At 55.3% G+C, this 25,288-nt stretch carries 24 protein-coding genes; 9 read left to right on the top strand and 15 right to left on the bottom strand.

Annotated features, from left to right (window positions below):
• Positions 1–39 precede the first annotated feature (39 nt).
• Together VPK24_RS10635 and VPK24_RS10640 are read right to left on the bottom strand one after the other, a co-directional pair.
• A complete protein-coding gene (locus tag VPK24_RS10635) occupies positions 40–321 on the bottom strand; it encodes a hypothetical protein (RefSeq protein WP_099533114.1) in 282 nt (93 codons plus the stop codon).
• 202 nt (positions 322–523) lie between these two features.
• On the bottom strand, positions 524–1,555 hold the full coding sequence (locus VPK24_RS10640) for an aspartate-semialdehyde dehydrogenase (protein ID WP_393012975.1): 1,032 nt from the start codon (positions 1,553–1,555) through the stop codon (positions 524–526).
• Positions 1,556–1,815: 260 nt separating this feature from the next.
• Between VPK24_RS10640 and tig the strand changes: the two genes are divergently transcribed.
• Positions 1,816–3,345, top strand: coding sequence for a trigger factor (gene tig / locus VPK24_RS10645; RefSeq protein ID WP_393012978.1), 1,530 nt, complete (start codon positions 1,816–1,818; stop codon positions 3,343–3,345).
• A 54-nt stretch (positions 3,346–3,399) separates the two neighbouring features.
• On the opposite strand, the gene VPK24_RS10650 is transcribed toward tig, so the two are convergent.
• Positions 3,400–3,525, bottom strand: a complete 126-nt coding sequence (locus VPK24_RS10650) for a hypothetical protein (RefSeq protein WP_393012981.1) — start codon at positions 3,523–3,525, stop codon at positions 3,400–3,402.
• A gap of 334 nt (positions 3,526–3,859) precedes the next feature.
• On the opposite strand from VPK24_RS10650, the gene trxA reads away from it, so the two are divergent.
• From trxA to VPK24_RS10670, 4 genes are all read left to right on the top strand, one after another.
• Positions 3,860–4,186, top strand: a complete 327-nt coding sequence (gene trxA, locus VPK24_RS10655) for a thioredoxin (protein WP_393012984.1) — start codon at positions 3,860–3,862, stop codon at positions 4,184–4,186.
• A 502-nt stretch (positions 4,187–4,688) separates the two neighbouring features.
• Positions 4,689–5,708, top strand: coding sequence for an LOG family protein (locus tag VPK24_RS10660; protein WP_393013206.1), 1,020 nt, complete (start codon positions 4,689–4,691; stop codon positions 5,706–5,708).
• A gap of 101 nt (positions 5,709–5,809) precedes the next feature.
• The gene (gene mtnA / locus VPK24_RS10665; RefSeq protein WP_393012987.1) at positions 5,810–6,931 is read left to right on the top strand and encodes an S-methyl-5-thioribose-1-phosphate isomerase; all 1,122 of its coding nucleotides are present in this window, start codon (positions 5,810–5,812) and stop codon (positions 6,929–6,931) included.
• Positions 6,924–7,535: a class II aldolase/adducin family protein gene (locus tag VPK24_RS10670; RefSeq protein ID WP_393012990.1), complete on the top strand. Its 612-nt coding sequence runs from the start codon at positions 6,924–6,926 to the stop codon at positions 7,533–7,535. The genes mtnA and VPK24_RS10670 overlap by 8 nt, the downstream gene beginning before the upstream one ends.
• Before the next feature lie 92 nt (positions 7,536–7,627).
• Here the strand turns inward: VPK24_RS10670 and VPK24_RS10675 are convergent, their stop codons facing one another.
• From VPK24_RS10675 to VPK24_RS10700, 6 genes are all read right to left on the bottom strand, one after another.
• Positions 7,628–8,983, bottom strand: coding sequence for a murein hydrolase activator EnvC family protein (locus VPK24_RS10675; RefSeq protein ID WP_393012993.1), 1,356 nt, complete (start codon positions 8,981–8,983; stop codon positions 7,628–7,630).
• Entirely contained in the window at positions 8,967–9,137 is a 171-nt protein-coding gene (locus VPK24_RS10680; protein WP_393012996.1) for a hypothetical protein, read from the bottom strand. Before VPK24_RS10680 ends, VPK24_RS10675 begins: the two co-directional genes overlap by 17 nt.
• A gap of 766 nt (positions 9,138–9,903) precedes the next feature.
• Positions 9,904–11,043 carry a non-hydrolyzing UDP-N-acetylglucosamine 2-epimerase gene (gene wecB / locus VPK24_RS10685; RefSeq protein WP_393013209.1) on the bottom strand — a complete coding sequence of 380 codons (1,140 nt, stop codon included), beginning with the start codon at positions 11,041–11,043 and terminating at the stop codon, positions 9,904–9,906.
• Between the two features lie 85 nt (positions 11,044–11,128).
• Complete coding sequence (locus VPK24_RS10690) at positions 11,129–11,818, bottom strand: DUF3226 domain-containing protein (RefSeq protein ID WP_393012999.1); 690 nt, start codon at positions 11,816–11,818, stop codon at positions 11,129–11,131.
• A gap of 2 nt (positions 11,819–11,820) precedes the next feature.
• Positions 11,821–12,990 carry an AAA family ATPase gene (locus tag VPK24_RS10695; RefSeq protein WP_393013001.1) on the bottom strand — a complete coding sequence of 390 codons (1,170 nt, stop codon included), beginning with the start codon at positions 12,988–12,990 and terminating at the stop codon, positions 11,821–11,823.
• 114 nt (positions 12,991–13,104) lie between these two features.
• Positions 13,105–13,587 (bottom strand): Dps family protein, encoded by a 483-nt coding sequence (locus VPK24_RS10700; RefSeq protein ID WP_393013004.1) that lies wholly within the window; start codon positions 13,585–13,587, stop codon positions 13,105–13,107.
• A gap of 205 nt (positions 13,588–13,792) precedes the next feature.
• On the opposite strand from VPK24_RS10700, the gene VPK24_RS10705 reads away from it, so the two are divergent.
• Both VPK24_RS10705 and VPK24_RS10710 read left to right on the top strand, forming a co-directional pair.
• Positions 13,793–15,361, top strand: coding sequence for a SpoIID/LytB domain-containing protein (locus tag VPK24_RS10705; RefSeq protein ID WP_393013007.1), 1,569 nt, complete (start codon positions 13,793–13,795; stop codon positions 15,359–15,361).
• Positions 15,362–15,458: 97 nt separating this feature from the next.
• Positions 15,459–15,842, top strand: a complete 384-nt coding sequence (locus tag VPK24_RS10710) for a nuclear transport factor 2 family protein (protein WP_393013009.1) — start codon at positions 15,459–15,461, stop codon at positions 15,840–15,842.
• A gap of 137 nt (positions 15,843–15,979) precedes the next feature.
• Here the strand turns inward: VPK24_RS10710 and VPK24_RS10715 are convergent, their stop codons facing one another.
• The 4 genes from VPK24_RS10715 to VPK24_RS10730 form a co-directional block, all read right to left on the bottom strand.
• Positions 15,980–16,618, bottom strand: coding sequence for a macro domain-containing protein (locus VPK24_RS10715; protein ID WP_393013012.1), 639 nt, complete (start codon positions 16,616–16,618; stop codon positions 15,980–15,982).
• Positions 16,619–16,734: 116 nt separating this feature from the next.
• Positions 16,735–17,025 (bottom strand): addiction module antidote protein, encoded by a 291-nt coding sequence (locus VPK24_RS10720; protein ID WP_393013015.1) that lies wholly within the window; start codon positions 17,023–17,025, stop codon positions 16,735–16,737.
• Between the two features lie 193 nt (positions 17,026–17,218).
• Positions 17,219–17,536 (bottom strand): hypothetical protein, encoded by a 318-nt coding sequence (locus tag VPK24_RS10725; RefSeq protein ID WP_393013018.1) that lies wholly within the window; start codon positions 17,534–17,536, stop codon positions 17,219–17,221.
• Between the two features lie 511 nt (positions 17,537–18,047).
• Positions 18,048–19,745: a M14 family metallopeptidase gene (locus VPK24_RS10730; protein ID WP_393013020.1), complete on the bottom strand. Its 1,698-nt coding sequence runs from the start codon at positions 19,743–19,745 to the stop codon at positions 18,048–18,050.
• Between the two features lie 772 nt (positions 19,746–20,517).
• Here VPK24_RS10730 and VPK24_RS10735 point away from each other — a divergent pair.
• Positions 20,518–23,007 (top strand): ATP-dependent Clp protease ATP-binding subunit, encoded by a 2,490-nt coding sequence (locus VPK24_RS10735; RefSeq protein WP_393013023.1) that lies wholly within the window; start codon positions 20,518–20,520, stop codon positions 23,005–23,007.
• Between the two features lie 110 nt (positions 23,008–23,117).
• Here the strand turns inward: VPK24_RS10735 and VPK24_RS10740 are convergent, their stop codons facing one another.
• Positions 23,118–23,375 (bottom strand): phage tail protein, encoded by a 258-nt coding sequence (locus VPK24_RS10740; protein ID WP_393013026.1) that lies wholly within the window; start codon positions 23,373–23,375, stop codon positions 23,118–23,120.
• Positions 23,376–23,559: 184 nt separating this feature from the next.
• Positions 23,560–24,105 carry a YdeI/OmpD-associated family protein gene (locus VPK24_RS10745; RefSeq protein ID WP_393013029.1) on the bottom strand — a complete coding sequence of 182 codons (546 nt, stop codon included), beginning with the start codon at positions 24,103–24,105 and terminating at the stop codon, positions 23,560–23,562.
• Between the two features lie 232 nt (positions 24,106–24,337).
• On the opposite strand from VPK24_RS10745, the gene VPK24_RS10750 reads away from it, so the two are divergent.
• Positions 24,338–25,099 (top strand): M50 family metallopeptidase, encoded by a 762-nt coding sequence (locus VPK24_RS10750; protein WP_393013032.1) that lies wholly within the window; start codon positions 24,338–24,340, stop codon positions 25,097–25,099.
• Positions 25,100–25,288: the final 189 nt, after the last annotated feature.

Here is a 25,288-nt window from a genome sequence, read left to right on the forward strand (position 1 = left end):
TTGTCTGGTTGAGTGGCGATTGGATCGATCACGGCAGACTTAGTTGGTTGCGCCCGTGGCGGCGGCCAAGAAACCGGCCGTCCGGCCACCCGCTTGGGCTGCGCCAGACTTATCGCTGATTTGCACAGCCACCACTTCGCTGGTCAGGATAGAAATTTTCTTGCCCACCATTTTTTCACAGGTCAAATCAAGCCATTGGGCCTGACCCGATTGCACAAAACCCAAAATCTCCGCATAGAGCGCTTCTGCATCTTCCGCATTCTTGCGCTGCACCGAAAACGTGGCGGGCGAACTCTTGAGAGCAACTTCGATCGTGAACATAGCACTGGAAACCAGAAACAGCTTGGGAGTTGGCCGATTCAGCCTTCATCGAGTGGGGCGCAGCCGGGATCATCTTAGCGCGGTGGCCAAGGCGCGATCGCCCAGAAAACCGATCACGCCCCCACCGCGATCGCACCGTGAGGGGGCAAGGGGCTTCAGCCCCTTGTCTACACTTGACCTGCCCCTTGATTTACCTGTTGCTTTAACGGGCGGATTTGCGTTTCACCCAGCCTTTTTCCACCAGCAGTTCCGCGATTTGCACCGCATTCAGGGCCGCACCCTTGCGAATTTGATCGCCACAGAGCCACAGGTCGATCGCATTGGGGTTGGAAATGTCTTGGCGAATCCGACCCACCAACACGTTGTCCTTGCCACTAGCATCGATCGGCATCGGGAAGTAGTTGCGCTCCCAATCTTCCAGCAGGGTCACACCGGCCGCCGATTTCAGGATCTCACGGGCGCGATCGACCGAGAACGGCTCCGCAAATTCCAGATTCAGCGCCTCCGAGTGAGCCCGCAACACCGGCACGCGCACGCAAGTGGCCGTCACCCGCACGGCTTCGGTGCCGAAGATCTTGCGGGTTTCGTTCACCATTTTCATTTCTTCCTCGCAATAGCCATTGGGGCCCAGGGGCGAATTGTGCGGGAACAGGTTAAAGGCCAAGGGATAGGGCAAAATTTCCGCCACCGGCTCGCCCCCATCCAAAATCGCCCGCGATTGTACCTTCACCTCTTCCATGGCCCGAGCGCCCGCGCCGCTGGCCGATTGGTAGGTGGCGGCCACAATCCGCTGAATCGGTTGCACCAAGTGCAAGGGCCAAGTGGCCACGGCCATCAGAATCGTGGTGCAGTTGGGGTTGGCGATGATTCCTTCGTGATTGGCTGCCGCGTCGGGGTTCACCTCGGGCACAACCAGGGGCACATCGGGCCGCATCCGAAAGGCGCTGGAATTGTCGATCGTCACGGCTCCAGCGGCCACGATCGTGTCAATCCAAGCCTTGGAGGTGCTGCCCCCGGCCGAGGCCAGGACAATATCCACACCCTTGAAGGCTTCGGCGGTGGTGGCTTCCACGGTCAGGGTTTCGCCGCCAAAGGTACAGGTCTGGCCGGCTGATCGCGCCGAAGCCAGCAACTTCAGTTCTGCGATCGGGAACTGCCGTTCTTCTAGCAATTGCAGCAGCTCCGTACCCACAGCGCCCGTAGCGCCCAAAATGGCGACGCGATATCCAGCCAAGGTCTTCTCTCCCCAGGAACGCCAAAAACTAGCCAACTCAATTGCCCATGCAGAGGGGCGCATTTCAGCTAGGATAGTCTATTGCGGTTCATCTGGCGTAGCTTGCCCGTCAACGTCGCACCTCGCTTCAGCACGATGCCGCAGCACTATGCCAGCGCCGCGCGTCGCTCGGTTATAGGCCTGGCTATGGCCAGCTTGTGTTGCAAGTTTCGTTGAGTCCGTTTCGTTTTGTCAGTTGTTTGTCAGTTGTTGGATCATCCATGAAAGTCACCCAGGAAAAACTGTCCGCCAGTCAGGTTAGCCTCACGATCGAAGTGCCCGCTGAACTGTCGGCCAAGGTCTACGAAGACACCCTCAGTAAGTACGCCAAAGCCGTCAAACTTCCTGGGTTCCGCAAGGGCAAAGTGCCCCGCGCCGTGTTGATTCAGCAAATTGGCCCCGCCGCCCTCAAGGCCGCCAGTCTGGATGAGTTGGTGGAAGCGGGCGTAAAAGCCGCCATCAAGCAAGAAAAAATCGAACCCGCCGGCCAAGCCCAAATCACCTCCTCCGAAGAGGAACTGTTCTCGAAGTTTGAGCCGGGCCAAACCCTGACCTTTGCGGTCAAACTGGATGTGGTTCCCGATATTGACCTGCCCCCCTACAGCGGTTTGACCGTCCAGTCCGAGCGCGTTGATCCCGATCCCAGCCGGGTCGATCGGATCCTGGAACAGCAACGGGAATCCTCCGCTGACTTGATTCCCGTGGAAGGTCGCCCGGCCCAGTTGGGTGATGCCGTGGTGATTGACTACAAAGGAACCCTCACCCCCGAAGAAGGCAAGACCGATCCGGAAGATCTCTCCGGTCTGGAAGCGACGGATTTCCAAGTGGATTTGGATCAGAAGAAATTCATCCCCGGCTTTGTGGATGGGATCGTGGGCATGAATGCCGGTGAGAGCAAGTCGATCACCGTGCGCTTCCCGGCCGATTACGGCCGCGAAGACCTGCAAGATCGCGAAGTCACCTTTGAAATCACCCTGCATGACATCAAAGAGCGCGAGCTGCCCGAGCTGACTGACGAGTTCATCAAGTCGATCAGCAAATACGAAACCCTGGCGGATCTACGGGCTGATTTTGAGTCCCAGTACCAAAAGGAAGCCGACGAGCAAACCGAGCAGAACAAGGAAGCAGCCCTGATTGCCGCCTTGATTGACAATGTGGATGTGGATTTGCCCGAAAGCCTGGTGCAGCAAGAGGTACGCGGGATTGTGAACCAGTCCATGTATCAACTGCAAAACCAGGGCATTGATGTGCGCAAGTTCATGAACGATGAACTGATGGCCAACATGCAGCAAACGGCGCGCCCGGATGCCGTTCGGCAGGTGAAGACGGATTTGGTGCTGCGGGCTGTGGGTCGCCAGGAGTCGATCGAGGTCAGCGATGAGGAAGTGCAAGCCCGCGCGAAGGAGTTGAAGGCTGCCCTTTCTGGCCAAAAGGTCGATCGCGCTCGGTTGGAATCCGTGGTTTACGAAGACCTGTACCGGGGTAAGGTGTTGACTTGGTTGAAGGAAAACAACAGCTTTGAGCTGCTGGAACCCGGTTCCCTGAGCCAGGCGGAAGAGTTGGAAGCAACCGAAGCAACCGAAGCAACCGAAGCGGAGGAAACCCCCGCCGCTGAAGCCACGGTTGACGTGACCGCTGAGAGCGCCGCCGACCCTGACACCGACAGCGACGACACCGACGACAGCGACGACACCGAAGCAGCCGGTAAAAAGGGCGCGGCCAAGAAGGGCAAGGGCAAGAAGGCCGACTAACCCAAGGCTGGCTGGCTGAGGGATTGGTCTCGCTGTGGCGACTAACGCAGGTAGCTAATACAGGCGGCTGATGCAGGCAATGGGCAAAATTGCTTGGCCAACAACAAAGCCGATCGCCCGATCGGGATTGGAGCAATCGCTAGGTTCTCCGACCTGATCGGGCCCCAACTTAGCCATCATCAGCGATCGCCCAAGCGCAACCCCGAAACAGGCCGGATCCCCAGTGGTTCCGCTGTGATTTCGCTTGATTCGCCGCGATCTCGTACCCGATCTCGTAAAGTTTCTGAGCGATCGGTCAAATCGTCAGAGCTGGAGTTTTGCTTGTGGTAATCTGGATTTGCCTCGTATCGAGTATGGCGTGCCGGGCCCCCCAAGGACTTGTCTAGACGGGGTAACGGCGGTTCAGGAACTAACCTTGGCTTTGGGAAATTTTCCATGTTTTGGCCGAGGAAAGATGTCAAGATTGGTCTGAGTCAAAAGACTGATTTAGTAACGGTTTAGAGGATAGGTCAGCATGGCGGCAGCAACGGCAGTTACCGACGCAAACTTCGAGGCAGAAGTGCTCCAAAGCACAGTCCCAGTATTGGTAGATTTCTGGGCACCCTGGTGCGGGCCTTGTCGGATGGTAGCGCCGGTGGTTGATGAAATTGCCCAAGAATTTGACAAAAAAGTGAAGGTTGTGAAGCTGAATACCGATGAAAACCCTGGCATTGCAAGCCAGTACGGTATCCGCAGCATTCCTACCCTCATGATTTTCAAGGGTGGCGATCGCGTGGATATGGTTGTGGGCGCAGTGCCGAAAACTACGTTGGCCGGCACACTTGCCAAGTACATCGATTAGAGCAGAGCCAAGGGGTGACCTCTGGGTCAGTCCAGCTTGATTCAAATTCGTTCAAATTCATTTGAACGAACTCCGACTGACTCAAAATTCCTGATCAGTCATTGAACCGGCCCCATTCGATCGCTCCCATTGCGAGCAGTTTGGCGTTCCCTCAGGGTGTTGAAAACGATTTAAAAACCTTCAAGAGACGTTTTTAAAGTCCCTGAAACCCGCTAAGTGTGAAGAACCTGGCCAAGCCAGGTTCTTTTGTTTTGGAATGCTTTGCCCTGTTTTGCCCTGCTTTGTCCCGTTTTCGATTCCTTTGAGCGACTTGGGTCAGTGATGACTCATGGGCACAGAAGCAACGTTAACGGCAATTTAAGGGAGGGATCGCTGGGGATCGTGCAGTGAGATATTGAAGAAAAGACAGATTGCGCTGGCCCAAGCAAGCCAGGGAGGGACTGTGGCCTTTTCGTCATTATCCGTAGACCGTCGCAACAGTGGAGAACGGTTACGCCATCAGATGGTGGATTTGCTTGATCGCCTGGAAACCCTTCCCAACAGCGGCCTGGTGCAATTAGCCCTTGAAACTGTTTTGGAATTGGCCGACAGCAACGCCGATCGCCTGGATTGGAAAATCCTGAACGGTGCGCTGATCGATATGCAACGGGCGATCGAGGTGTTCTATCCCTATCGCCATGTACGGAAGGTGGCCATTTTTGGGTCGGCCCGCACGCCTGAGCAAGAGCCGGAATATGAAGCGGCCTTGACCTTTGCCCGTTGCATCACGGCCCGGGGCTTCATGGCCATCACGGGAGCCGGCCCGGGCATTATGCAGGCGGCCAATGAGGGGGCCGGCCGGGAAAAATCCTTTGGCCTCAATATCCAATTGCCCTTTGAGCAAACCTCCAATCCCCACATTGACGGAGATCCCAAGCTGGTGAACTTCAAGTATTTCTTTACGCGCAAGCTATTCTTCTTGCGCGAAAGCGATGCGGTGGCGCTGTTTCCCGGGGGCTTTGGCACACAGGATGAGGCGTTTGAGTGCCTCACGCTGTCGCAAACGGGCAAGTTTGGCCCGGCTCCCATTGTGCTGCTCGATCGCCCCGGTGGAGACTATTGGCAAACCTGGGAAACCTACCATCGTGACCACCTGCTGCGCCGTGGCCTGATCAGCCCCGAAGATTTGAATTTGTACTTCATGACCGATCGCCCAGCCGCCGCCTGTGACTACATTGCCGACTTCTATCGGATTTATCATTCCAGTCGCTATGTGGGCGATCGGCTGGTGTTGCGATTGCGAACGGAACTGTCGGATGAGTGGTTGGCAAAACTAAACGAAACCTTCAGTGACATTTTGGTCAGTGGGGCGATCGAAAAATCCGCCGCCCTGCCCGCAGAACGCAACAGCCCTACGGTGGGGTTGCCGCGCTTGGTGATGACGTTTAACCAACGGGATTTGGGTCGGTTGCACCAGTTAATTCACCAAATCAATCAATTTCAGCCTGCCACGACGCTGTTTCCGCATCCGGAGGTGAAATAGTTGCCGATGGGTTCTCCCGGCTGTTGATTTGCCCTTGGCTTGAGCAAGGCCAACCCTCAATGCCAAGATGACAATCGCCCTTTGGATTGTGGTGGTGGTTCATGAAAATTGCTGGTGTTGTGACCCGAACCATTCGGTTTGATCCCGATCGCCCGGAAGCGGTGGCGGTGATTGACCAACGGCAATTGCCCCATCAACTGGTTTGGCAACCGCTGCCGGATTTGGAAACGGCGGCTTGGGCCATTGAGGAGATGGTGGTGCGCGGTGCGCCGCTGATTGGAGCCACGGCGGCGGTGGGGATGGCCCTGGCGGGCATGGCGGCGCGATCGACTGCGGACTTTCAGGGGGCGATCGCGGAGGCGGCCCAACGGCTACTGAAAACGCGGCCCACGGCCGTGAACCTCCACTGGGCGATCGCTCAGCAGTTGGCAGCAGTAGCCGATTGTCAGTCCGGGGCGGCCGCGTTCGATCGGCTGCGGCTGCGGGCCGCCGAAATCATCGAGGCCGATGTGCAGCAATGCGCCCAAATTGGTCACCACGGCCAACGCCTGATTGCAGACATCTATGCCCAAACCGGCCGCCCTGTGAATGTGCTGACGCACTGCAATGCGGGCTGGCTGGCCTGCGTGGACTGGGGAACCGCCACCGCTCCCATCTATCAAGCCTTTGATCAGGGGATTCCGCTCCATGTGTGGGTGGATGAAACTCGCCCACGCAACCAGGGCGCAAAGCTGACCGCTTGGGAGTTGGGCCAACATGGCGTGCCCCATACCCTGATTGCGGACAACACGGGCGGCCACCTGATGCAGCATGGTTTGGTGGATTTGGTGATTGTGGGGAGCGATCGCACCACACGCTGTGGCGATGTGGCCAACAAAATCGGCACTTACCTGAAGGCCTTGGCCGCCAAAGATAATGATCTGCCGTTTTATGTGGCGCTGCCGTCTTCCACGATCGACTGGACATTGCGGGACGGGGTGCGGGAAATTCCGATCGAACAGCGGAGCGATCGGGAAGTGAAATATATGGACGGCCGCACGGAATCGGGAGCGATCGCCTCTGTGCTGATTTGCCCAGAAGCCTCTCCGGCGGCGAACTATGGGTTTGATGTGACCCCGGCCCGGCTGGTCACGGGGTTGATTACCGAGCGCGGCCTTTGCGCGGCCTCCGAAGCGGGCTTGCTGGGTCTGTTTCCCGAACAGGGAGCCCAAAACCATGGATGAGGGCGTAATTAAATTTGCCTGCGATTGGCAGCAGGCTCCCCCGATCGCCCTTGATCCTGTGGCGTTGCAGGCGCTGATCACCTGGCGTGATCGACTGTTTCAGTGTGGGGCGATCGGGGTATATCCCAACGGTATTGGCTACGGCAACCTCAGCATTCGTCTGGGGATCGATCGATTTTTGATCTCCGGTACGCAAACGGGCCACCTCACTAGCACTGGCCTCGAGCATTACACCCTGGTCGATCGCTGGGAGATCGATCGCAACTGGCTTCACTGCTGGGGGCCGATCTGCGCCTCTTCGGAATCCCTGACCCATGCGGCCATCTACCAACTGGATCCAAACATTCGGGCGATTATTCACGGTCACTGTCCCGCCCTCTGGAATCAAGAGCGCGATCGCCTGCCCACCACTCGGGCAACGGTTCCCTACGGCACACCAGACATGGCCCGGGAAATGGCGCGGCTGTTTACCGAAAGCCCCTTACCGGAATGCCGCATTTTGGTGATGGCGGGTCATGAGGATGGGGTGTTGTCCTTTGGTCAGGATCTGGAAACGGCGGCCCAACCGTTGCTCGATCGCCTTGCGGCTCTGGGGGCGAGCTGAACAGAGTCGATCGCGCTGCGGCCCCAACCCTCGATCTGGGTTAACCAACAGCGTTAATCAAGAGTGTTAATCAACAGCGTTAATCAACAGCTCTATCGCAGGTAGGGCACTGGATCCACTGGGTCGCCATTTTCCCGCACTTCAAAATGCAAGTGGGGCCCCGTGGACAGCCCCGTGGAACCAACGGCGGCGATCGCCTCGCCCTTCTGCACCGTTTGCCCCACCCGCACATACAGTTCGCTGTTGTGACCATAGAGGGTGGATAGGCCATCGCCCCGATCGATCACCACCGTGTTGCCATAGCCCCCAAACGAGCCGGCCACCACCACGGTTCCGCCATGGGCCGATCGCACCGTTGTTCCATGGGCTGCCCCAAAATCAATCCCATTGTGCTGTCGGCCGTAGCCCAAAATGGGATGCACCCGCCAGCCAAACCCACTGGTGATGAGCGCGTCCACGGGCGTGGCTAAAATGCCGCCCGGTAACTTCAAAATTTTGGGTTCACCGGCATTCAGACTCCCAAACTGGCCCGGCACTCGAAAGGCGGCCATGCGATTTAAACGGGCGATCGCTTCGGCCTGTTGCTGTTCGGTAATGCGCTGCTGAATCAAGCTCGTGAGGTTGGCCGAGTCCCGATCGAGCTGGGCCTGTTCCGTTTGCAAACGGGCTTGGTCGGCCCGCAAGGCGGCCGCCCGGGCTTGCTCCGCTTGGGTGCGGCGGCGCAATTCCAACTCCTCCAGGCTCAGATCTTGGCTGAGGCTGGCTAATTCCCGGCGGCGTTCTTGCCACTGACTGCGCTGCAAACTGAGCTGATCCGCAGCTCGATCGAGTTCCTTCAGTTGTCGCCGATCGGCTCCATAGACCGCTTGCAGCCGGTGTTGATGATCAAAAAACTGCTCGATCGACTTGCTTTGCAACAGCGCCGCCAATCCCCACTGAGGCGATTGTTGTTGCAAAAACCGCAGCCGCGCCACGATCGCCAACCGCTTGCGCTGGTAGTTCTGTTCCGCAAGGGCTAAATCCCGCTCCAAAATCGCCAACTGATCCACCGCCCTGTCCAAACGGCTTTGGGTGCGATCCGACTCTGCTTCGGTGCGATCGAGCGACTGCTCCAGGGTTTTCATCTGTTCCTGGGTCGTCTGTTGCTGTTGCTGGACGGTTTGCCGCTGTTCCTTGACGGTTTGCCGTTGCTGCTCCAATTGCTGTTGCTGTTGGCGCAACTCCGGCAACGACTGCGATCGGGCCAGGTCAACCGACCCCAGCAGCCAACTTAACCCCAACAGCAACCCCAACCCGATCGCCACCAACCTAGGACACGATCTAGGGCGCGATCGAGTGAACCATTGCAGCATCCATCCCATCAGCCGTTGGGTGGGCCATCGCAATTGATCACCCCACAACGGTGCTACATGAGTCGATCGGGGGGCGCGCTCAGGAGCGATCGCCATAGCGGAGCCATCCTCGCCAAACCGAATGGAAAATTCGATTCAACGCCTGTTGCTCATGCTCCGTCAAGTCATTGTCCACCATTGCCTCGTGGAGCCGCTCGCATTGATCCTCTGTCAGCACCCCTGAAGTCATTGCGTCTGCATAAATGTCCATCAGGGTTGCATCCGATAAATTCACAGCATTAGCCATGGTCTTTATGACTTTTTTTAAGAAAATTACCCATCCCAAGTGCCCCATGTGCGTCAACGACCCAACCTAAAAATAGGCATCTGCACAGCCCCAAATTCATGGATTTGTTCATGATTAAACCCATGATCTGGACTAGGAGTCACAGTGCTGCACCTGAGGCCGATCCTCAAGAGACGATCGGCGCGAGAGCGCGGGGATCAAATCATAACCATTCGCTCAAGGATCTGAGAAACGGCCTTTGAAACCAGGCTCCTGATGCAACGGGGACAAACGGTCATCAACAGTACCATCCGCCCTGACTGCTACAGAATTCAGCGCATTGCAGAACTGATCTCGGGGATCAAGGAACTGTGGGCTTTTGAGGATACTCTAAATATGGCGATTAAAATGACCGATCCCACAGCGCGATCGGAAAATCTTAATAACTATTGAAAAACTAGTTCTATAGGTTAAAAAAATCACCTAGCCTGATCACCAGGAAATGAGTTCTCAACTAGGATTTACTGAGTCTCTTTCATTGGTTAAAAAAATTACGCGACTGACAACGCTAGACTCAGGAAAACGTAAACAACTGTGTCGATTCATACCTGGTCTTCCGTAAGCAAAATGGGAGCAAGCCATGGTTGCGGTCACTTGGCTTGCTCCCATTTGCCGTGATTTTCAGTGGCGCTCTCTCTTGTTGGTCGCTAACCGCTCCAGAGCGCCGGAATCGCTCAGCGCCGTCCGCTACCTAACCCGATCGTCGCGCTAACCAAGCGGCCACCGCTTGGACAATTCGTGCTGCCGCCTGACCATCACCGAAGGGATTGGCCGCGTGGGCCATGGCTTCGTAAGCAGCGCGATCGCTTAGCAAAAGGCTCGCTTCCCGCACAATATCGGTCGTGGCCGTGCCGATCAGTTTGGCCGTGCCCGCCGCGATCGCCTCGGGCCGTTCCGTCGTGTCGCGCAACACCAGCACCGGCTTGCCCAAACTCGGGGCTTCCTCTTGCAACCCGCCGGAGTCCGTAAGAATCAGGGTCGATCGCTGCATAGCTCCAATCAACGCCGAATAGTCCAATGGCTCCGTCAAAAACACGCGATCGTGCGATCCCAGCTTGCCGATCAGCGGTTCGCGCACGGTCGGGTTGCGGTGCAGCGGCAACACCAGCGACAGATTCAGGAAGCGATCGAGCAGCCCCAAGAACCCATCGGCAATTTCAGTCAACGGGTCGCCCCAATTTTCCCGACGATGTACCGTTGCCAAAATTACCGGCCCCGCCGACCAATCAAGCGATCGCCCGGCCGTCGCTGTGCCTGCGAGGGAGGCGATCGGGCAAGGCGGATTTTTCGCCGCCACCGCCAACAGCGCATCAATCACCGTGTTGCCCGTTTGGTGAATTTCGCCCATCACCCCCGACTTCTGCAAATTCACCACCGCCAAATCCGTCGGCGCAAAGTGCAACTGCGTCACCTGGGAAATCAGCCGCCGATTCGCCTCCTCGGGAAACGGACTGTAGAGATTGTCCGTCCGCAAACCCGCCTCCACATGCCCCACGGGAATTTGCTGATAAAACGCCGCCAGGGCCGCCGCAAAGGCCGTCGTCGTGTCACCCTGCACCAACACCAAGTGGGGCTGAATTTCCGCGAACAGCTCCCCCAACCCGGTCAAGCTACGACAGGTAATATCCGTCAGGGTCTGCCCCGGCTGCATAATCGCCAAGTCCCGATCGCCCTGCAACTCAAATAGCCGCATCACCTGCTCGACCATTTCCTTATGTTGGCCCGTCAGCAGAATTTGGGTCTCGAAGCGATCATCCTGCAAAAACGCCCGCGCCACCGGAGCCATCTTGATCGCTTCCGGTCGAGTCCCGATCGTCACACAAATCCGCATCCGGTCAGCCACAGCGCCAATCCATCCTGTGAATCAATTAGTTGAATCAATTTTGGGGTGCAAGCCCGCCCTACAGATTACCGGCTCATAAGTCATAGAGCGTCTTTAGCCAGTCCACAAAGGCATGAACCTGGGGATGATCAAAATTAAAAACAGCCCGCTCTCCAGTTTTGAGCCATGCACCGGGTTTATGATGCCAAGCCAACCATGTGTAGATGTGTGCTTTATCTAGGTGCTTATCGTCGAATGTTGCACCTAATTGTTTTGCCTGACTAACAGAAGTTTGTACGTGTATCCATAAATCTTCGCGATCGTTGGGAATAAGCTGAGATAGTAGAGTTTCCGTCATTCCAGGCGAGTGATTATCCGGTATTACCCAAATTCCAAATTTTTTATCATTATCAATCTTTTCAACAAAGCCTTGATTAGGAATTTGCTTAGGGAATGGAATGTGATCTAACTCATCAACTGCTTTACAAGTCTGACAGATTCCATCCCATCGAGATTGAGCATTAGTGTCAGCATCAATGACAATGCCCAATGAGTGTAGATTGGAGTCGCTTGCAGCAGTCGCAAGACGCTCACTAGTAATATTATTAATTCCCCTTGCATCTATGATGTCGATCCGTGGATCTTTAATTGGGTTCTTTGACTTTTTTCGACGACTAACAATTTGCCAGTGTGGAAGATAGATATCTAAAATTTCAGAAGTGATATTTTTATCACTACTTCCTTCTACAAAAAGAAATCTTTTCCGATTACGATCTGACTTCATCTTTATCGAACCTCAACCTGATCTTCAACAGCAATGACGATTTTATCTGTGTCGTAGCTGGTGCTATGATCGCGCTTCGCATCAATTCGATGAATCATGATTTCATCGTCGTAAATTTCTTCAGCTTCGATCAGTTCTCCCAGAGCTTCCCAGCAATCACGGCTATGGGTTGTTGCAAAAACTTGGATATCTAGCTTTTTGGCACTTTTCCAGATAAATTTCCAAAGATCAATCATGACACTATAGTGAAAGCCAGTGTCAATTTCATCAATTAATAGAACTTGCCCTTTTGCATTAACCATCGTTAATGCAATGCCAAGTAGCCGCCAAATTCCGTCTCCCATACTTCCCATAGGATTTCTGTTGTTTTCATCACGAAGCTGAATTAGAAATCCTTGCCTAGAACTCAGATTAACTCTTTCAAATTTACCGTGATCAGGTGCGATTCTTCTGATTTTTGGCTCAATAATCTGAATTGCCTCTATAACCAAATCTTCTTTTGGTGTTAGAACAATTTCATCAAAAAGTTTTGCAACTTTTTCAGAATTCAAAGCAGTTGATACTAAAAATTCAAGATCCTGATCATATGGAGAAGAATCTTGAGAATAGAGAGATCGATCAAAAGGAATTTTGAAGTCTGGAGATATATCAACTGAATATAACAGCGAACCGAAGTTTTGATCCTGTTTTTCTAGAAGAAGTTTTGGCCAAGTTTCTTTGCGAATGTCGGAAAGACTATGAAGTTTTAAGCCTCCCTTTTGACTTGTATCAATTTGAATAGAAATGCTTTCTTTCGTTCCTTCCTGGTGTAAACCCAAAATTCTTACAACTTCTCCATTGTTCACATTTCGATTATTGAATAGATGGGTGATCTCTGCAATGTATTCTCTAGAATTTACATATTCTCCAGAGTTACCAAGAGGAGAAACTTCGCCACGATTGATGTGTAAGTTAACGATGGACTGGGCGGGATGCTCCTGGGTCATGAGCAAGTAAATCGCTTCTAGGACTGAGGTTTTGCCGCTGTTGTTTTTGCCGGTGAGCAGGTTGATGCGGCCCAGTTTTGGGATGGTGAAGTGGGAAAACTGGCGGAAGTTTTCGATTTCGAGACTTTGGAGCATGGTGGAGATCTCCTGAGGGACAGAGAAGGGACGATCGCCCTGATAGGTCAAGGTGGATTAGTTCAAAACTAACGCGAAAAACCCTGATCCAGTGCTGGCAGGATCGGGGTTCTCGCGTGATGGTCGATCGCCCTTAGCGCGATCGGGAGGGGCGAAAGGCTGAATCTATTGCAGCAAACTCCGCAACATCCAAGCGTTCTTTTCGTGAATTTGCAAGCGCTGGGTCAACAGATCGGCCGTGGGTTCATCGTTCGCCGCATCGGCCAGGGGGAACACCGCCCGCGCCGTGCGCACGACAGCCTCTTGGCCTTCCACCAACTGAGCAATCATCACCTCGGCGCTGGGAACGCCCTCAGCCTCGGGAATGGAAGTTAGCTTGGCATATTCGCTGTAGCTGCCGGGAGCCGGGAATCCGAGCGATCGAATCCGTTCCGCAATCAAATCCACCGCGAGGGCGAGTTCGGTGTACTGCGCCTCGAACATCAGGTGCAGCGTGTTGAACATGGGGCCCGTGACGTTCCAGTGGAAGTTGTGGGTTTTCAGGTAGAGGGTGTAGGTGTCGGCCAGGACGCGGGAGAGGCCGGCGGCGATGTTGGCGCGATCGGCTTCGGGAATGCCGATATTAATGACGGGAGTGGAAACAGCCATGGTGAATTACCCAACTTCATGAAATGACTTTAGCTGGAGAAAGGGGTACGATCGGGTTGTCTTTATCATAGTCATATTGATTTTGAGTTGCAATACGTCAAATTGTCCTGACTGCGGGGGGTGGGTGCAGCCTGCTGATCCCTTGACCTGTGGCAAATGGAGATCAGTAAAATCACTTAGTATGGGTTCGTTTTTGAGGGGAACAATGCGGCAAGTTTTTTGGGTGGGAGCGCTGCTGTGGGTGATGGCTCCGGAAGCGATCGCGGCGACCAATCCGGTGCTGCAAATTGGGATTGTGCAGCGGTTTGGGGAGCAGCCGGGAACCCTGGAGTTGAAGGCGCAACCGGGTGATCGGCTGACGGTGCAAGTGGATTTGCTCGATCGCACCCAAACCTTGACGGGCGATCGCTTGGTGTTGCAGCCGATCGCCCAACCCTTGCCGGAACCCGTTGTTGATGAGCGGGTGGTGCTGGGTACTTACCGCAGCTTTGAAACGGCGGAGGCGGCCGCGAACCAATGGCGATCGCGCGGGATTCAGGTGGAGTTGGCCCAACCGTCGGAGCGCTGGCAGGTGTGGGCCAAGCGGGAAATTTATCACCAGCCCCTGTTGCGGCGGTTGTTGCTGGATAGCGTTCGCGCCAACCCGCCCGCCACAACCGGCGGCCAGCCCAGTTTGTTTAGTCAGCGGCGCGATCGCAACCTGTTGGTGAGCGGGGCGATCGGGGGTCAATCCTTTGCCAGTGAGCGCTTAGAGATTTCGGCGGGCAAAGGGGCGATCGAGGTGGGGCGCGATCGATTCGCCGGTTCCCTGAAGCTCCAGCGCAACGCCTATGGCAGCTACACAATCGTCAATGCTGTACCCACGGAAACCTATCTGCGCGGCGTGGTTCCTTACGAAATTGGGGCCGGCGCACCGGAATCCGCCCTGCAAGCCCAGGCGATTTTGGCGCGTACCTATGCCCTGCGGAATTTGCGGCGGTTCGCGATCGATGGCTACCAACTCTGCGCGGACACCCACTGCCAGGTCTATCGCGGCCTGAAAGCGGCCACGGCCCGGGTCGATCGGGCGATCGCTGCCACCAACGGTCAGGTACTCACCTATCAAAACGAGCTGATCGACGCGCTCTACTTTTCCACCTCCGGCGGCGTAACAGCCCACTTTACGGATGTGTGGGACGGGCCCGATCGTCCCTACCTGCGGCCCGTAGTCGATGCCCATCAACCGATTTGGGACTTGGCGGCGCGGCCCCTGTCCGATGAGCGCAACCTGCGGCAGTTCCTGGCGATCGCCCAAGGTTGGAACGAGCTGGGTTGGCGCGATTTTCGCTGGCGACGCAGCAGCACCCTGCCGGAAATTGCCCAAGGCTTGCAGCGCTATTGCCGGGCCCAAAACAGCGATTGCGCCAACCTGAAAACCGTCCAAAGCCTGACCGTGACGGAGCGATCGCCCGGCGGCCGAGTACGCAAGCTGACCGTCGCAACCGATCGCGGCCCGCTAGTGCTCGAAAAAGATGCGGTTCGCAGCGCCTTCATGGCTCCGCGCAGCACATTGTTTTACCTGGAGCCGATCGGGGGCGGCACGCAACCGCTGCGGGGCTATGCCTTTGTGGGCGGCGGCTGGGGCCACGGCGCGGGCCTGAGCCAAGCGGGATCGCAAAAGCTCGCTCAGCTTGGTTGGAATGCCAGCCGAATTTTGCAGTTCTATTACCCCGGCACGCAGTTACAACCCATGAGCGATCGGCTAATTCTCTGGCGCGATCCACAACCGCAATAGCGATCGTTCCCATCCCAGCCAAGGGGGTAAAACCCCTTGGCCGCGCAGGAGGAGTGATGGTTAATCGTGAAACATCATCAAAACATTTGTGGTCACTATGAATTCAGCGATCGAAACCGAAATTTGTGAGTGTGAAACGCGACTGCGTGCCGCAATGAGCACGTCTAATCTGTCTGAATTGGACGCGCTTATTGCTGATGATTTGCTCTTTTCTGGGCCGACTGGCGAGCTAGCGACTAAGGCGATGGATTTAGAGTTACATCGCACAGGAAGTACTCAGTTTCATGAGTTGGTGTCTAAGGCGCTAGAAATCCGAGCTTTGAGCGAAAATGTTGCGCTTGCATCGGCGCATATTTTCTTGAGTGGATCGTATCTAGGAAATGCTTTTGCGGGAGATTTCCGCTATATGCGGGTTTGGCGCAGGGGTGAAGCGGGCTGGCAAGTGGCTGGGGGAAGTGTGACTCCTTATAATTTCTCTTAGGTAGGGTTTAAGGAACGCCATGTCAGTCTAGCCAAGACAGCATCCATTCTGAAAAAATGATCGCCTCTTCTCGCGGCGTGATTTGATGGCTTTATCGATGGTCTATAGGTTTAGGTGGGCATTGCTCACCCTACTGGCTACTCACCCTGCAAAATTCGCTTTTGAGCAGCGTGGTACTCCATGCCAACTTGGTAAGTTTTGATTGGTTTAGCTCGGCGCGTAATTACAATCCAGTCAATAAATTTGGGAGAGTATAGAAAGTTTTTATAGGCAATTGCCATTTGATGCGCAGCCTCGGCGTAAGGGACTTTACCCGTCGTAGTCCCAAGTCCTGGACATGCAATAACATTAATTTTCCGGCTGGAAGTTTGATTGTGATAATGGACGGCTAAAAGCATTGCCCACATGGCTGAATAGACGTGATCAGTATGGGCAATAGGCATGGGAACTCGCATCGTTGGGGTGTGAGCAATAAAGGGATGATGTGGATGTCCAGTTTCTATAATCATGGAAGTTCCAACGGGTTGCTCACCAAGATAATTTCGCAAAATCGCTGCTTGGACATTTTCCATCACCCTTTTCCCGAAGAAATTGACAATTGCTAAGTCCACCCCTCCATCCATCATTCCGAAAGAGTTGGCAGCACTGACCATGCAATCAAATTCTGCCAGCCTTTCAAAATATCCTTGAACAATTTCAACATTAGGTAAATTTTGGAATTCTTCTTTCCATGCTTTGCATAAAGCCTGTTTGGGATCTACTAAAATGAGTTTCATGATCCTTGAGTTATGAGTTTGTTGAAGCTTCTGAAATTGTAAGGATTTACGAACTCGGCAAGACGATCGCCCGTTGTACCCAGCCCGCCCGATCGCCCGTCAGAACCAACGCAGTGTTAGGCAATGGGCACAACATGGAGACGTAACCCAAGCACCTGTAAAACTTTGAGAACCGTAGCAAACTCTGGATTACCTTCAAGTGACAAAGCCTTGTAGAGACTTTCACGCCCTAACCCTGTTTCACGGGCAATCTGGGTCATCCCTTTAGAGCGGGCAACATCTCCCAACGCTGCCACGATTAGGCTTGGATCACCCTCTTCAAGAGCAGCTTCCAAATAAGCAGCAATATCTTCCTTGGTTTCCAAATGATCCGCTGCATCCCAAGAATGAGTTTGAACGATCGTCATAGAAACCTCCTATAGGTTTTGCGCTAAATCTAAGGCTGTTTTGATGTCTCTTTCCTGAGTGCGTTTATCCTTTCGTACAAAAGCATAGGTGGGCATTGCCCACCCTACAGATTACTCGGTGCGCTCACGATTTCCCGCGACGCTCGAACGGACGGCGGAGAGGCCGTTCGCTGCAGCGCTCTGGTTAGGCAGCTCAAAATGTGTCAACATATCCTCTGACTCCTCGCTCGTAATTGGTCAAGAGCGCAGCATAAACGCAGTCTATCCACGCCTTGTCCTCGGCTGCCTTTGGACCAACATAGTCATTCCCAGCCGCCATGGTCTCCAACCTGAACTGCATCCTGCCAGCCAAACTCTCGGCATGACCGGCTGGTGTGAGACTCTCCGGCACTGTATCGAGAAACACCTCGCCATCTGTTGAAACCCAAAGCATGTGGTCTCCTGCATCATCGTCTTGGGCGGCGATGAGACTCTTCAGCTGTTCTTTTGTGGGATTATTTTTTACGTTCATAATGGCGTGAGTGTGAAAGCTGCCTAACTATATATTAGACCTCATATACAGGACAAATTTCTCCAGATGGGTGTTGTCAAGCAACTGCGATCTAAGTCCGGCATCGTTTATGTTATCTCGCGTCCGTGGGATAATAGCCCAGTTGCAGGGCTTTTGCCGCAACTAGAGTTATGGAAGCACCACAGCCACCCAAGCTCCTTGATCGCGTTCGCCAGACTGCCCGCTTCCGGCATCTCAGTCGCAAGACAGAAAAATTCTAATCTGCGCTGCATTCGAGACTTCATCTTGTTTCACCAGAAGCGTCACCCAAAAAGTATGAGCGTGCCAGAAGTCCAATCCTGTCCGTCAGTGTATTGCTAGCGATCGACCTGTTGCCACCTCAATCACTCACGTTCTCAATATCGACCTGTTGCCACCTCCAATCACTCACGTTCTCAATCTAGGCAATCGCAGTTCCTTCGATAAACCCGTCTAGCCATCAGCCTGTCGTGGTTTCTGAGATTGTAAAGATCTACAAATTCGGCAAGACGATCGCCTGTTGTACCCAGCCTGCCCGATCGCCCCGCGCCGTTAGCTCCACCACCATTCCCGGTTCGCCGCGCACCAGCCAGACCACCCGCGATCGATCGTCCGTCGGATCCATGTGGTCGTAATAGGGCGTGGTCGGTTGGTGCGATCGCCCCGCCAGATGACCCAAACTCACTTCCGGTTGACCGCTGATCAGCTCCGCGCCCGGGGGTAGGACGATCGCCGCGCGGCAGGGTTGCACCGCCCCCTTTTCGATCGCCTTTTGCGTGCCATTGGTCGGCAACCAGCCCGTGTTTTGCACCACCCACTCCACTTGGAACAGCCGATCGCCCAAGGATTGCGCCGTGGCCTTCACCGGTTCCAGACGCGGCGAAATCAGCAATTGCCACAGCAGCCAGCGGGGAAACCGTTCGATTTCTCGCTCCAACAGGTGAGCCGGTGGGTTGCGCCAGGTGCAAATTTGGTTCCAGCCGCCCAGTTCCACCTTGCCCAGTTGCGGATGCTCCCAGGCGTACCAGTCCACATAGCCGCGCCCGTCCAGCACCTCATCGTTCCACTTCAGCAGCGCCAAATCTTCCTCGATCGGGTGGTCATCCAGCCATTCCAGCAGCTTCGGCGTTTTCACCCCCGCCGCCTGGGGCAGGTTCCACAGCTCCACCGTCCAGGCAAATAGCCCCCGCTCCTCATAGCACCAATCGTCAAAGGCTCCGGTCATCACATTTTTCGGATGGTCGCAGTAGCCCTCAAACACGCTGGTGGCGGGGTAGTCCGTCAGTTCTGTGCCCTTTTGCCCGATCGCCCGGTAATTCAGCCAATCCGCTTGGGGCAATTCCATGTCGGTGGCGTGGCTGTAGGGACGCAACAACAGGCCGCCAAAGGTGTGAAAGGCCACGGCGGCGTTCAGGTTGGGGTGATGGGCAATGAAGTCCGCGATCGCCCGGGTTTCCGGCTCCGAGGTGGGATAGTTACCCGCGCCGGCCTGTTCCGGCTCTGGTCGCCACTGCATCGGGAAGTTGCGGTTGAGATCGAGGCCTTCCGTGGGAGGTGGAGTGGCGATCGTCGCGCCATCGTAGCGATCGATCCGGCCTTCCGGCAGCAGTCGATAGTAAGTACCGCCCGTTTCGATCGGGTCGCGCCGTACCAACAATCGGGGATCGCGATCGGACACTTTCCAGGCCCCATTGGGGTCGGGCACACGCATCCAAAGAATCCGCCCGTCCCCATCGATATCTTCCATTTGCAGTTCGCTGGGGCCGCCCGCCAACCGATCGCCCGGGTAGGGTCGAGTGCTCGATCGCACAAATTTGGGGCGATCGGCCAAGGCCAGCTCGGCTCCGTCGGGATTCACGCGCGGACAAAGATAAAACACCCGCGAATCTAAGCAACGCGTAACGTCCGGATCGTTGCCGTAGTGCTTTGTCAAAAAGTCGAGGAGATAGAGGCAGGCCGTTGAGGGCGCAAGCTCCGTGGCGTGAATATTGCCATCCACCCAGAGGGCCGGCTTGTGGCGATCGGGCCCCGTCTCGCGATTGGTGATGGTTAGTAACCAAATATCCCGGCCCTCGTAGCTGCGGCCAATTGATGCCAATTGGACAAGCTGCGGAAATGCGGCCGCGTAGCTCTGCAAAATCTCCGACAGCTCCGCATAGCGGTAGAGACGATCAAAAGAAACCTGACCCATGGGTGTTCTGTGTTCTTGGCCCAGCCAGACCAGAGGATGCATCGTGAATCACCATACCCGCCCATTTGGGGCTTGATCGGGATGCCGATCGACGTAAATCGACATGCAGACGTAAATCGACATGCAGACGTAAATCAAAAACGACTAACGCGAGATCGATGCCCCATCAAAACCCAATCAATGCCCCATCAAAAAATGCCCCATCAAAACCCAATCAAAACCCAATCACGACCCAACCAAGGCTCATGCCGCCGGTTTGGGGCCGGTTGGGGGGAAATCAAACCCGGCCGGATTGTTCACCAACCAGGGCGATCGTGGCTCAGGAAGGGATGCCAGCCGTTGGATTCCAGCACTTTAACACCTCCCTAAGGGGTCTTGCCCCCCATTACCTCCACCCTTGTCGCAATTCCCGTACCCGCGCGATCGCGCCAGGCCATACAGAATCCTTTAGATTAGTTTTAAGGTTGTAAACATTTATTCACAGTTTCCCACCCCCTAGCTCAAAACATCGGTACTGATTTGGGGCTAAGGAGCCGCTGTGAGCCTGTTGCTAGCCCATTGTTGGGCTGTTGACTTGGTTGATGACGAATCCCCGGGATCTGTCCATGGATCCATGTATTTGGCTTATTTGGATCCCTTGGTCTGTTCATTTGGTCTGTTCATTTGGTCTGCTCACTGCAATCTGCCCATGATGACCTTTGGTGATTGCTCTGCCACCACGAGCCAACCCCGTCCAACTGCGTAATCTTGCCCTCTTGCCCCTCTCTGCACCATGTTTGAGTACTTTACCGATCGCGCCATCCAAGCCATCTTGCTCGCCCAGGAAGAATCTCGCCGCTTGGGTCATCGCCTTGTGGGCAGTGAGCAAATCCTGCTCGGTTTGTTGGGTGAACAGTCCAGCCCGGCGGCTCAGTTGTTGGCGGCGGCGGGGGTCACCCTGGAGGGGGCCCGGGCCCGGGTGGAAGCGCTGATTGGTCGCGGCGCGGGCATGGTTCCTGACGAAGTGCCCTTTACGCCCAAGGTGAAGGCCCTGTTTGAGGCGGCCTTGGCCGAAGCGCGCCAACAGGGCCAAAAGGTGGTGGCTCCGGAGCATTTGCTGTTGGCGATCATTCGCGATCGGGACAACTCGGCGGTGAAGGTGCTGCGGAGTATGGATGTGGATCCTGATCAATTGCGGATCAACTTGATTCGGTTGCTGGGCGAAACGGCGGCGGTGGCCGCGGGCGATCGGGGCGAGTCCCGGCGAGAGTCCACGGGCGATCGCACCGATAGCGGCAACATTTTGGCCACCTACTGCACCAACCTGACCCAGGCGGCGATCGAGGACAAGCTCGATCCTGTGGTGGGGCGCGATCGGGAAATTGAGCGCGTGGTGCAAATCCTCGGTCGCCGCACCAAAAATAACCCGATCCTGATTGGCGAACCGGGCGTGGGCAAAACCGCGATCGCGGAAGGACTGGCCCAGCGGATTGCCCTGGCCGACGTGCCGGAAACCCTGCTGGATAAGCAAGTCTATTCCCTGGATATGGGGCGGCTGCTGGCGGGTACGCAATATCGCGGAGCCTTTGAAGAGCGGCTGAAGGAACTGGTCAGCGAAGTGCAGCGGGCCGGCAACGTGATTGTGTTCATTGATGAAGTTCACACCTTGCTGGGCGCGGGCGGCATGCAGGGCGGCCTGTCGGCGGGCAACCTGCTGAAGCCGGCCCTGGCGCGCGGTCAGTTGCAATGCCTGGGGGCGACGACGTTGGATGAGTACCGGCAATACATCGAGCGGGATGCGGCCCTGGAGCGGCGGTTCCAGCCGGTGAAGGTGGGTGAGCCGACCCCAGCCGAGGCGATCGAGATTTTGCGCGGCCTCCGCAGCACCTATGAAACCTTCCACAACGTGCTGATGACCGATGAGGCGATCGCGGCGGCCGTCACCTTGGCCGATCGCTACATTGCCGATCGGTTCTTGCCCGACAAGGCGATCGACCTGATCGACGAAGCCGGTTCCCGCGCCCGTGTCAGCGTCGGCAAAAAGCCCGCTCACATCCGCGATTTGGAGCAGCAACTGGCCCAAACCGTGGAGGAAAAGGAGCAGGCCGTTGAAAACCAAGACTTTGAAACGGCGGCCAAACTGCGCGATCGGGAATTGGTGATCACCGAAGAACTGGCGATCGCCCGCCAAGCCCCCGCCACCGAGCGCCCGCGCCCGACGATTACCGCCGAAGACATCGCTGAAATCGTCAGCCTCTGGACAGGCGTACCGGTAACGCAGCTTTCGGACGCAGAAGTGGGACAACTGCTGAACCTGGAAGCGAAGCTGCACGAGCGGCTGATTGGGCAAAACGAGGCGATCGAAGCGGTCTCGAAGGCCTTGCGCCGAGCCCGCTCCGGCCTGCGAAATCTGGAGCGCCCGATCGCCAGCTTCCTGTTCCTCGGCCCCACGGGCGTGGGCAAAACGGAACTGGCCAAAGCCCTGGCCAACTTCATGTTCGGCTCCGATGAGTCGATTATTCGGATCGACATGTCCGAATTCATGGAACCCCAATCCACCTCAAAGCTAATCGGCAGCCCGCCGGGATTCGTCGGCTACGGCGACGGCGGCCAGCTCACGGAAGCGGTACGCCGCCGTCCCTACAGCCTGGTGCTGTTTGACGAGGTGGAAAAAGCCCACCCGGACGTGTTCAACCTGATGTTGCAGTTGCTCGATGAAGGGCGGCTGACGGATTCCCAAGGGCGGGTGGTCAGCTTCCGCAATTCGCTGATCGTGATGACCTCCAACCTGGGAGCCAAGGCGATCGCCAAGGGGGGCGCAAACCTGGGCTTTGGCCTAGCCAGCGACAGCGCCGAGGGTCGCTACCAAGCAATCCGCGATCGAATTACCGATGAGCTGAAAAACTTCTTCCGCCCCGAGTTCCTGAACCGCTTGGACGAGGTGGTGGTGTTCCGCCCCTTGGAAAAATCGGAAGTGCGGCAAATTGTCGATCTGTTGGTGGTGCAGGTGGCCGGTCGGCTGGTGGAGCAAGACATTCGCTTGACCGCGAGCGATCGATTCAAGGACAAGGTGGCCGATGAGGGTTTCGACAGCAGCTTGGGGGCCCGCCCGCTGCGCCGCAAGGTGACGCAACTGCTGGAAGATGCCCTGGCGGAGGCGATTTTGTCCGGTCGGATCAAGGGGGGCGATCGGGTGTTGGTGGACTTAGCCGACAACGGTGAAACCCTGCTCGATATCCAATCTCAGGCGATCAACCTGCGCTTACCGGCGGGGGTGAGCTAAGGGCGTTCGATCGGGGCGATCGCACCGCTTCAGATATTCGCGGGCAGCTCCCAGCTTGTGGGGCTGCCCGTCATGCTGTTTGATCGATCGGCTATTGCCTGCGCACCGAATTAGGGCCGCCTCGGATAGTAACCGTCGCGGCAAATGACGTAGCGAATGGGGGTTGGGCCGCCATCAGACTCTTTGAGGGGAGCTAGCTTAGGCAATTGAAAAGTGACTGACCCATCGCCACCGTATTGAATACCCAAAATTGAGAAAAGCGCTGGATACATATCAATCCGCATGGTTTGACCATCGCAGAACTCCCAGTTATCTGGCGCATAGTTACCAGCAAAGAGGCGAATTTCGCCGATCGTTCCATCTTCCATGGTTGCAATACTCCGAGTCTTTGAGTTAGTGAAATGCCTCGGCCATAAGGCTTCACCGGTATGCATCGCATCTTAGCTGCTCGATCAAGGGAACTCTAATGAATTGTTAACCTTGAAAAATAGGATTTTGCTCTGCATTCAGGTCACTTTAAGCAATAGCTTATTTTGAATTTTGCAATCTAGTTTATTGCAGTTTTGATCGTAAAGATTCAATTTTTCTGGCGCGTGTTTCGGCTTTTTTGCAATTCAAAAGCTGTTCTAGAAAGCTCCGTTTAAAAGATCGAGATAATGTGCGCCATTTCTCTAGATATTGATTTTGCTGGAGGAAGGATTCTAGATCCGGCGGCAGGATCAAATTTTCCACTGCATCTAGGGCATTCCAAGCACCATTGGCTTGGGCAATTTCCATAATTCTTAAGCCGTTGTGGTGCATTTTATTTTGTTCAAGCAGCTTTCTAATTTTTTCCTTATTCACTCGGCTCCAATAGCTTTTGGGATTGCGGGGTGAAATTCGCAGCTTGGTTCGTTCGGAATCAACTTTGTTGGGAAGGCTGTCAATCCAGCCATAGCAAAGAAGCACATCAACAATATCTGAATAGGTGAAGTCTGCTTTTTGGGACGATTTTTTATAAAAGACTAACCAAGCCGAGGTTTTTTGGTGCCAGTTTTGGTCTAGCCATTTGTTTAAATCTTGCAGGCGATCAATAAAAACTGACTGGATTTCGGTCACGATATTGCTACCAAGTTTTCATGATTTTTCAAGAATCATGGTTAATCTAAACCGATTGTCATGTGATGCAACGTACTTGGGACTACAGGCCCACTTGGATTGTGGGAGCGATCACATAACTTCATCGATCTTGTAATTTCATCGATCTTGGGGGACAAGGCGCAATCGCTACAATGGGAAAACGCCAGCCCGATCGCGGTCAAAGTTCAACGATTTTTGCTCCCCCCAGCCTATGTCGGATCCCAAACGCCCCATCCCAAACCATGATGCTGGTTTGCCATGGGTGCGATCGCCCCAACACCTGTGGCTGATCGGAGCGGCGATCGCGACGGTGATTCTGTGGCAACTGCCGTGGGGTCACCAAGTTTTGTATCCCTTTTCGATTCTGGCGACTTGGTTCCATGAAATGGGGCATGGGGTGGCTGCGATGCTTCTGGGTGGGCGGCTTGAGACGTTGTTACTCCATCCCAGTGGCAGCGGCGTGGCTCAACACAGCGGCCAGCTTTGGCTAGGGCCGATCGGGCGGGCCTTGGTGTCGGCGGGTGGGCCCTTGGGTGCGCCTTTGGCCGGCTATGGGCTATTGCGCCTTTCCCAAAAGCGCTTGCCTCGGGTGCAGTTGGGGCTATTTTTGTTGGGTTGTGCGCTGCTGCTGTCGGTGTTGTTGTGGGTGCGCACGCTGTTTGGGGTATTGGCGATCGGGGCGTGGGGCATTGCGATCGCGTTGATTCCGCTCTATGGAGCCCCGTGGGCGCAATATTTTGCGCTGCAATTTTTGAGTGTGCAGGCTTGCATCAGTACGTTTTCCCGGCTGGACTATTTGTTCACTGAAAACTGCACGATTCAGGGTGTGGCGATGGTCTCGGATACGGGACAAATGGCCAAGCAGCTTTGGTTGCCCTATTGGTTTTGGGGGGCGCTGTTGGCGGCGATTTCGCTTTATTGTTTGGGGTCAGGTCTTTGGCGCTTGGCGCGATCGCGTCCCGGTGAAGGGTGAGGCGGCTTTAGGGGCGATCGCCGCCCAACCGAATTAGAGTTGTTGAAGGCGTGACGAGTGGCAGTGCGAGATGAATGACAATTGGTATTTCCTCCCAACCAGGCTCCCTACCACGACCGCGTGATGGGCGATCGCGACAATGGGGCCAAAACTGGCCCAAGCAGTTCTGGTTGCTCTCTTGGTTTTGAA

The sequence above is a fragment of the Limnothrix redekei LRLZ20PSL1 genome, assembly GCF_043235035.1.
Lineage (GTDB): Bacteria > Cyanobacteriota > Cyanobacteriia > CACIAM-69d > CACIAM-69d > CACIAM-69d.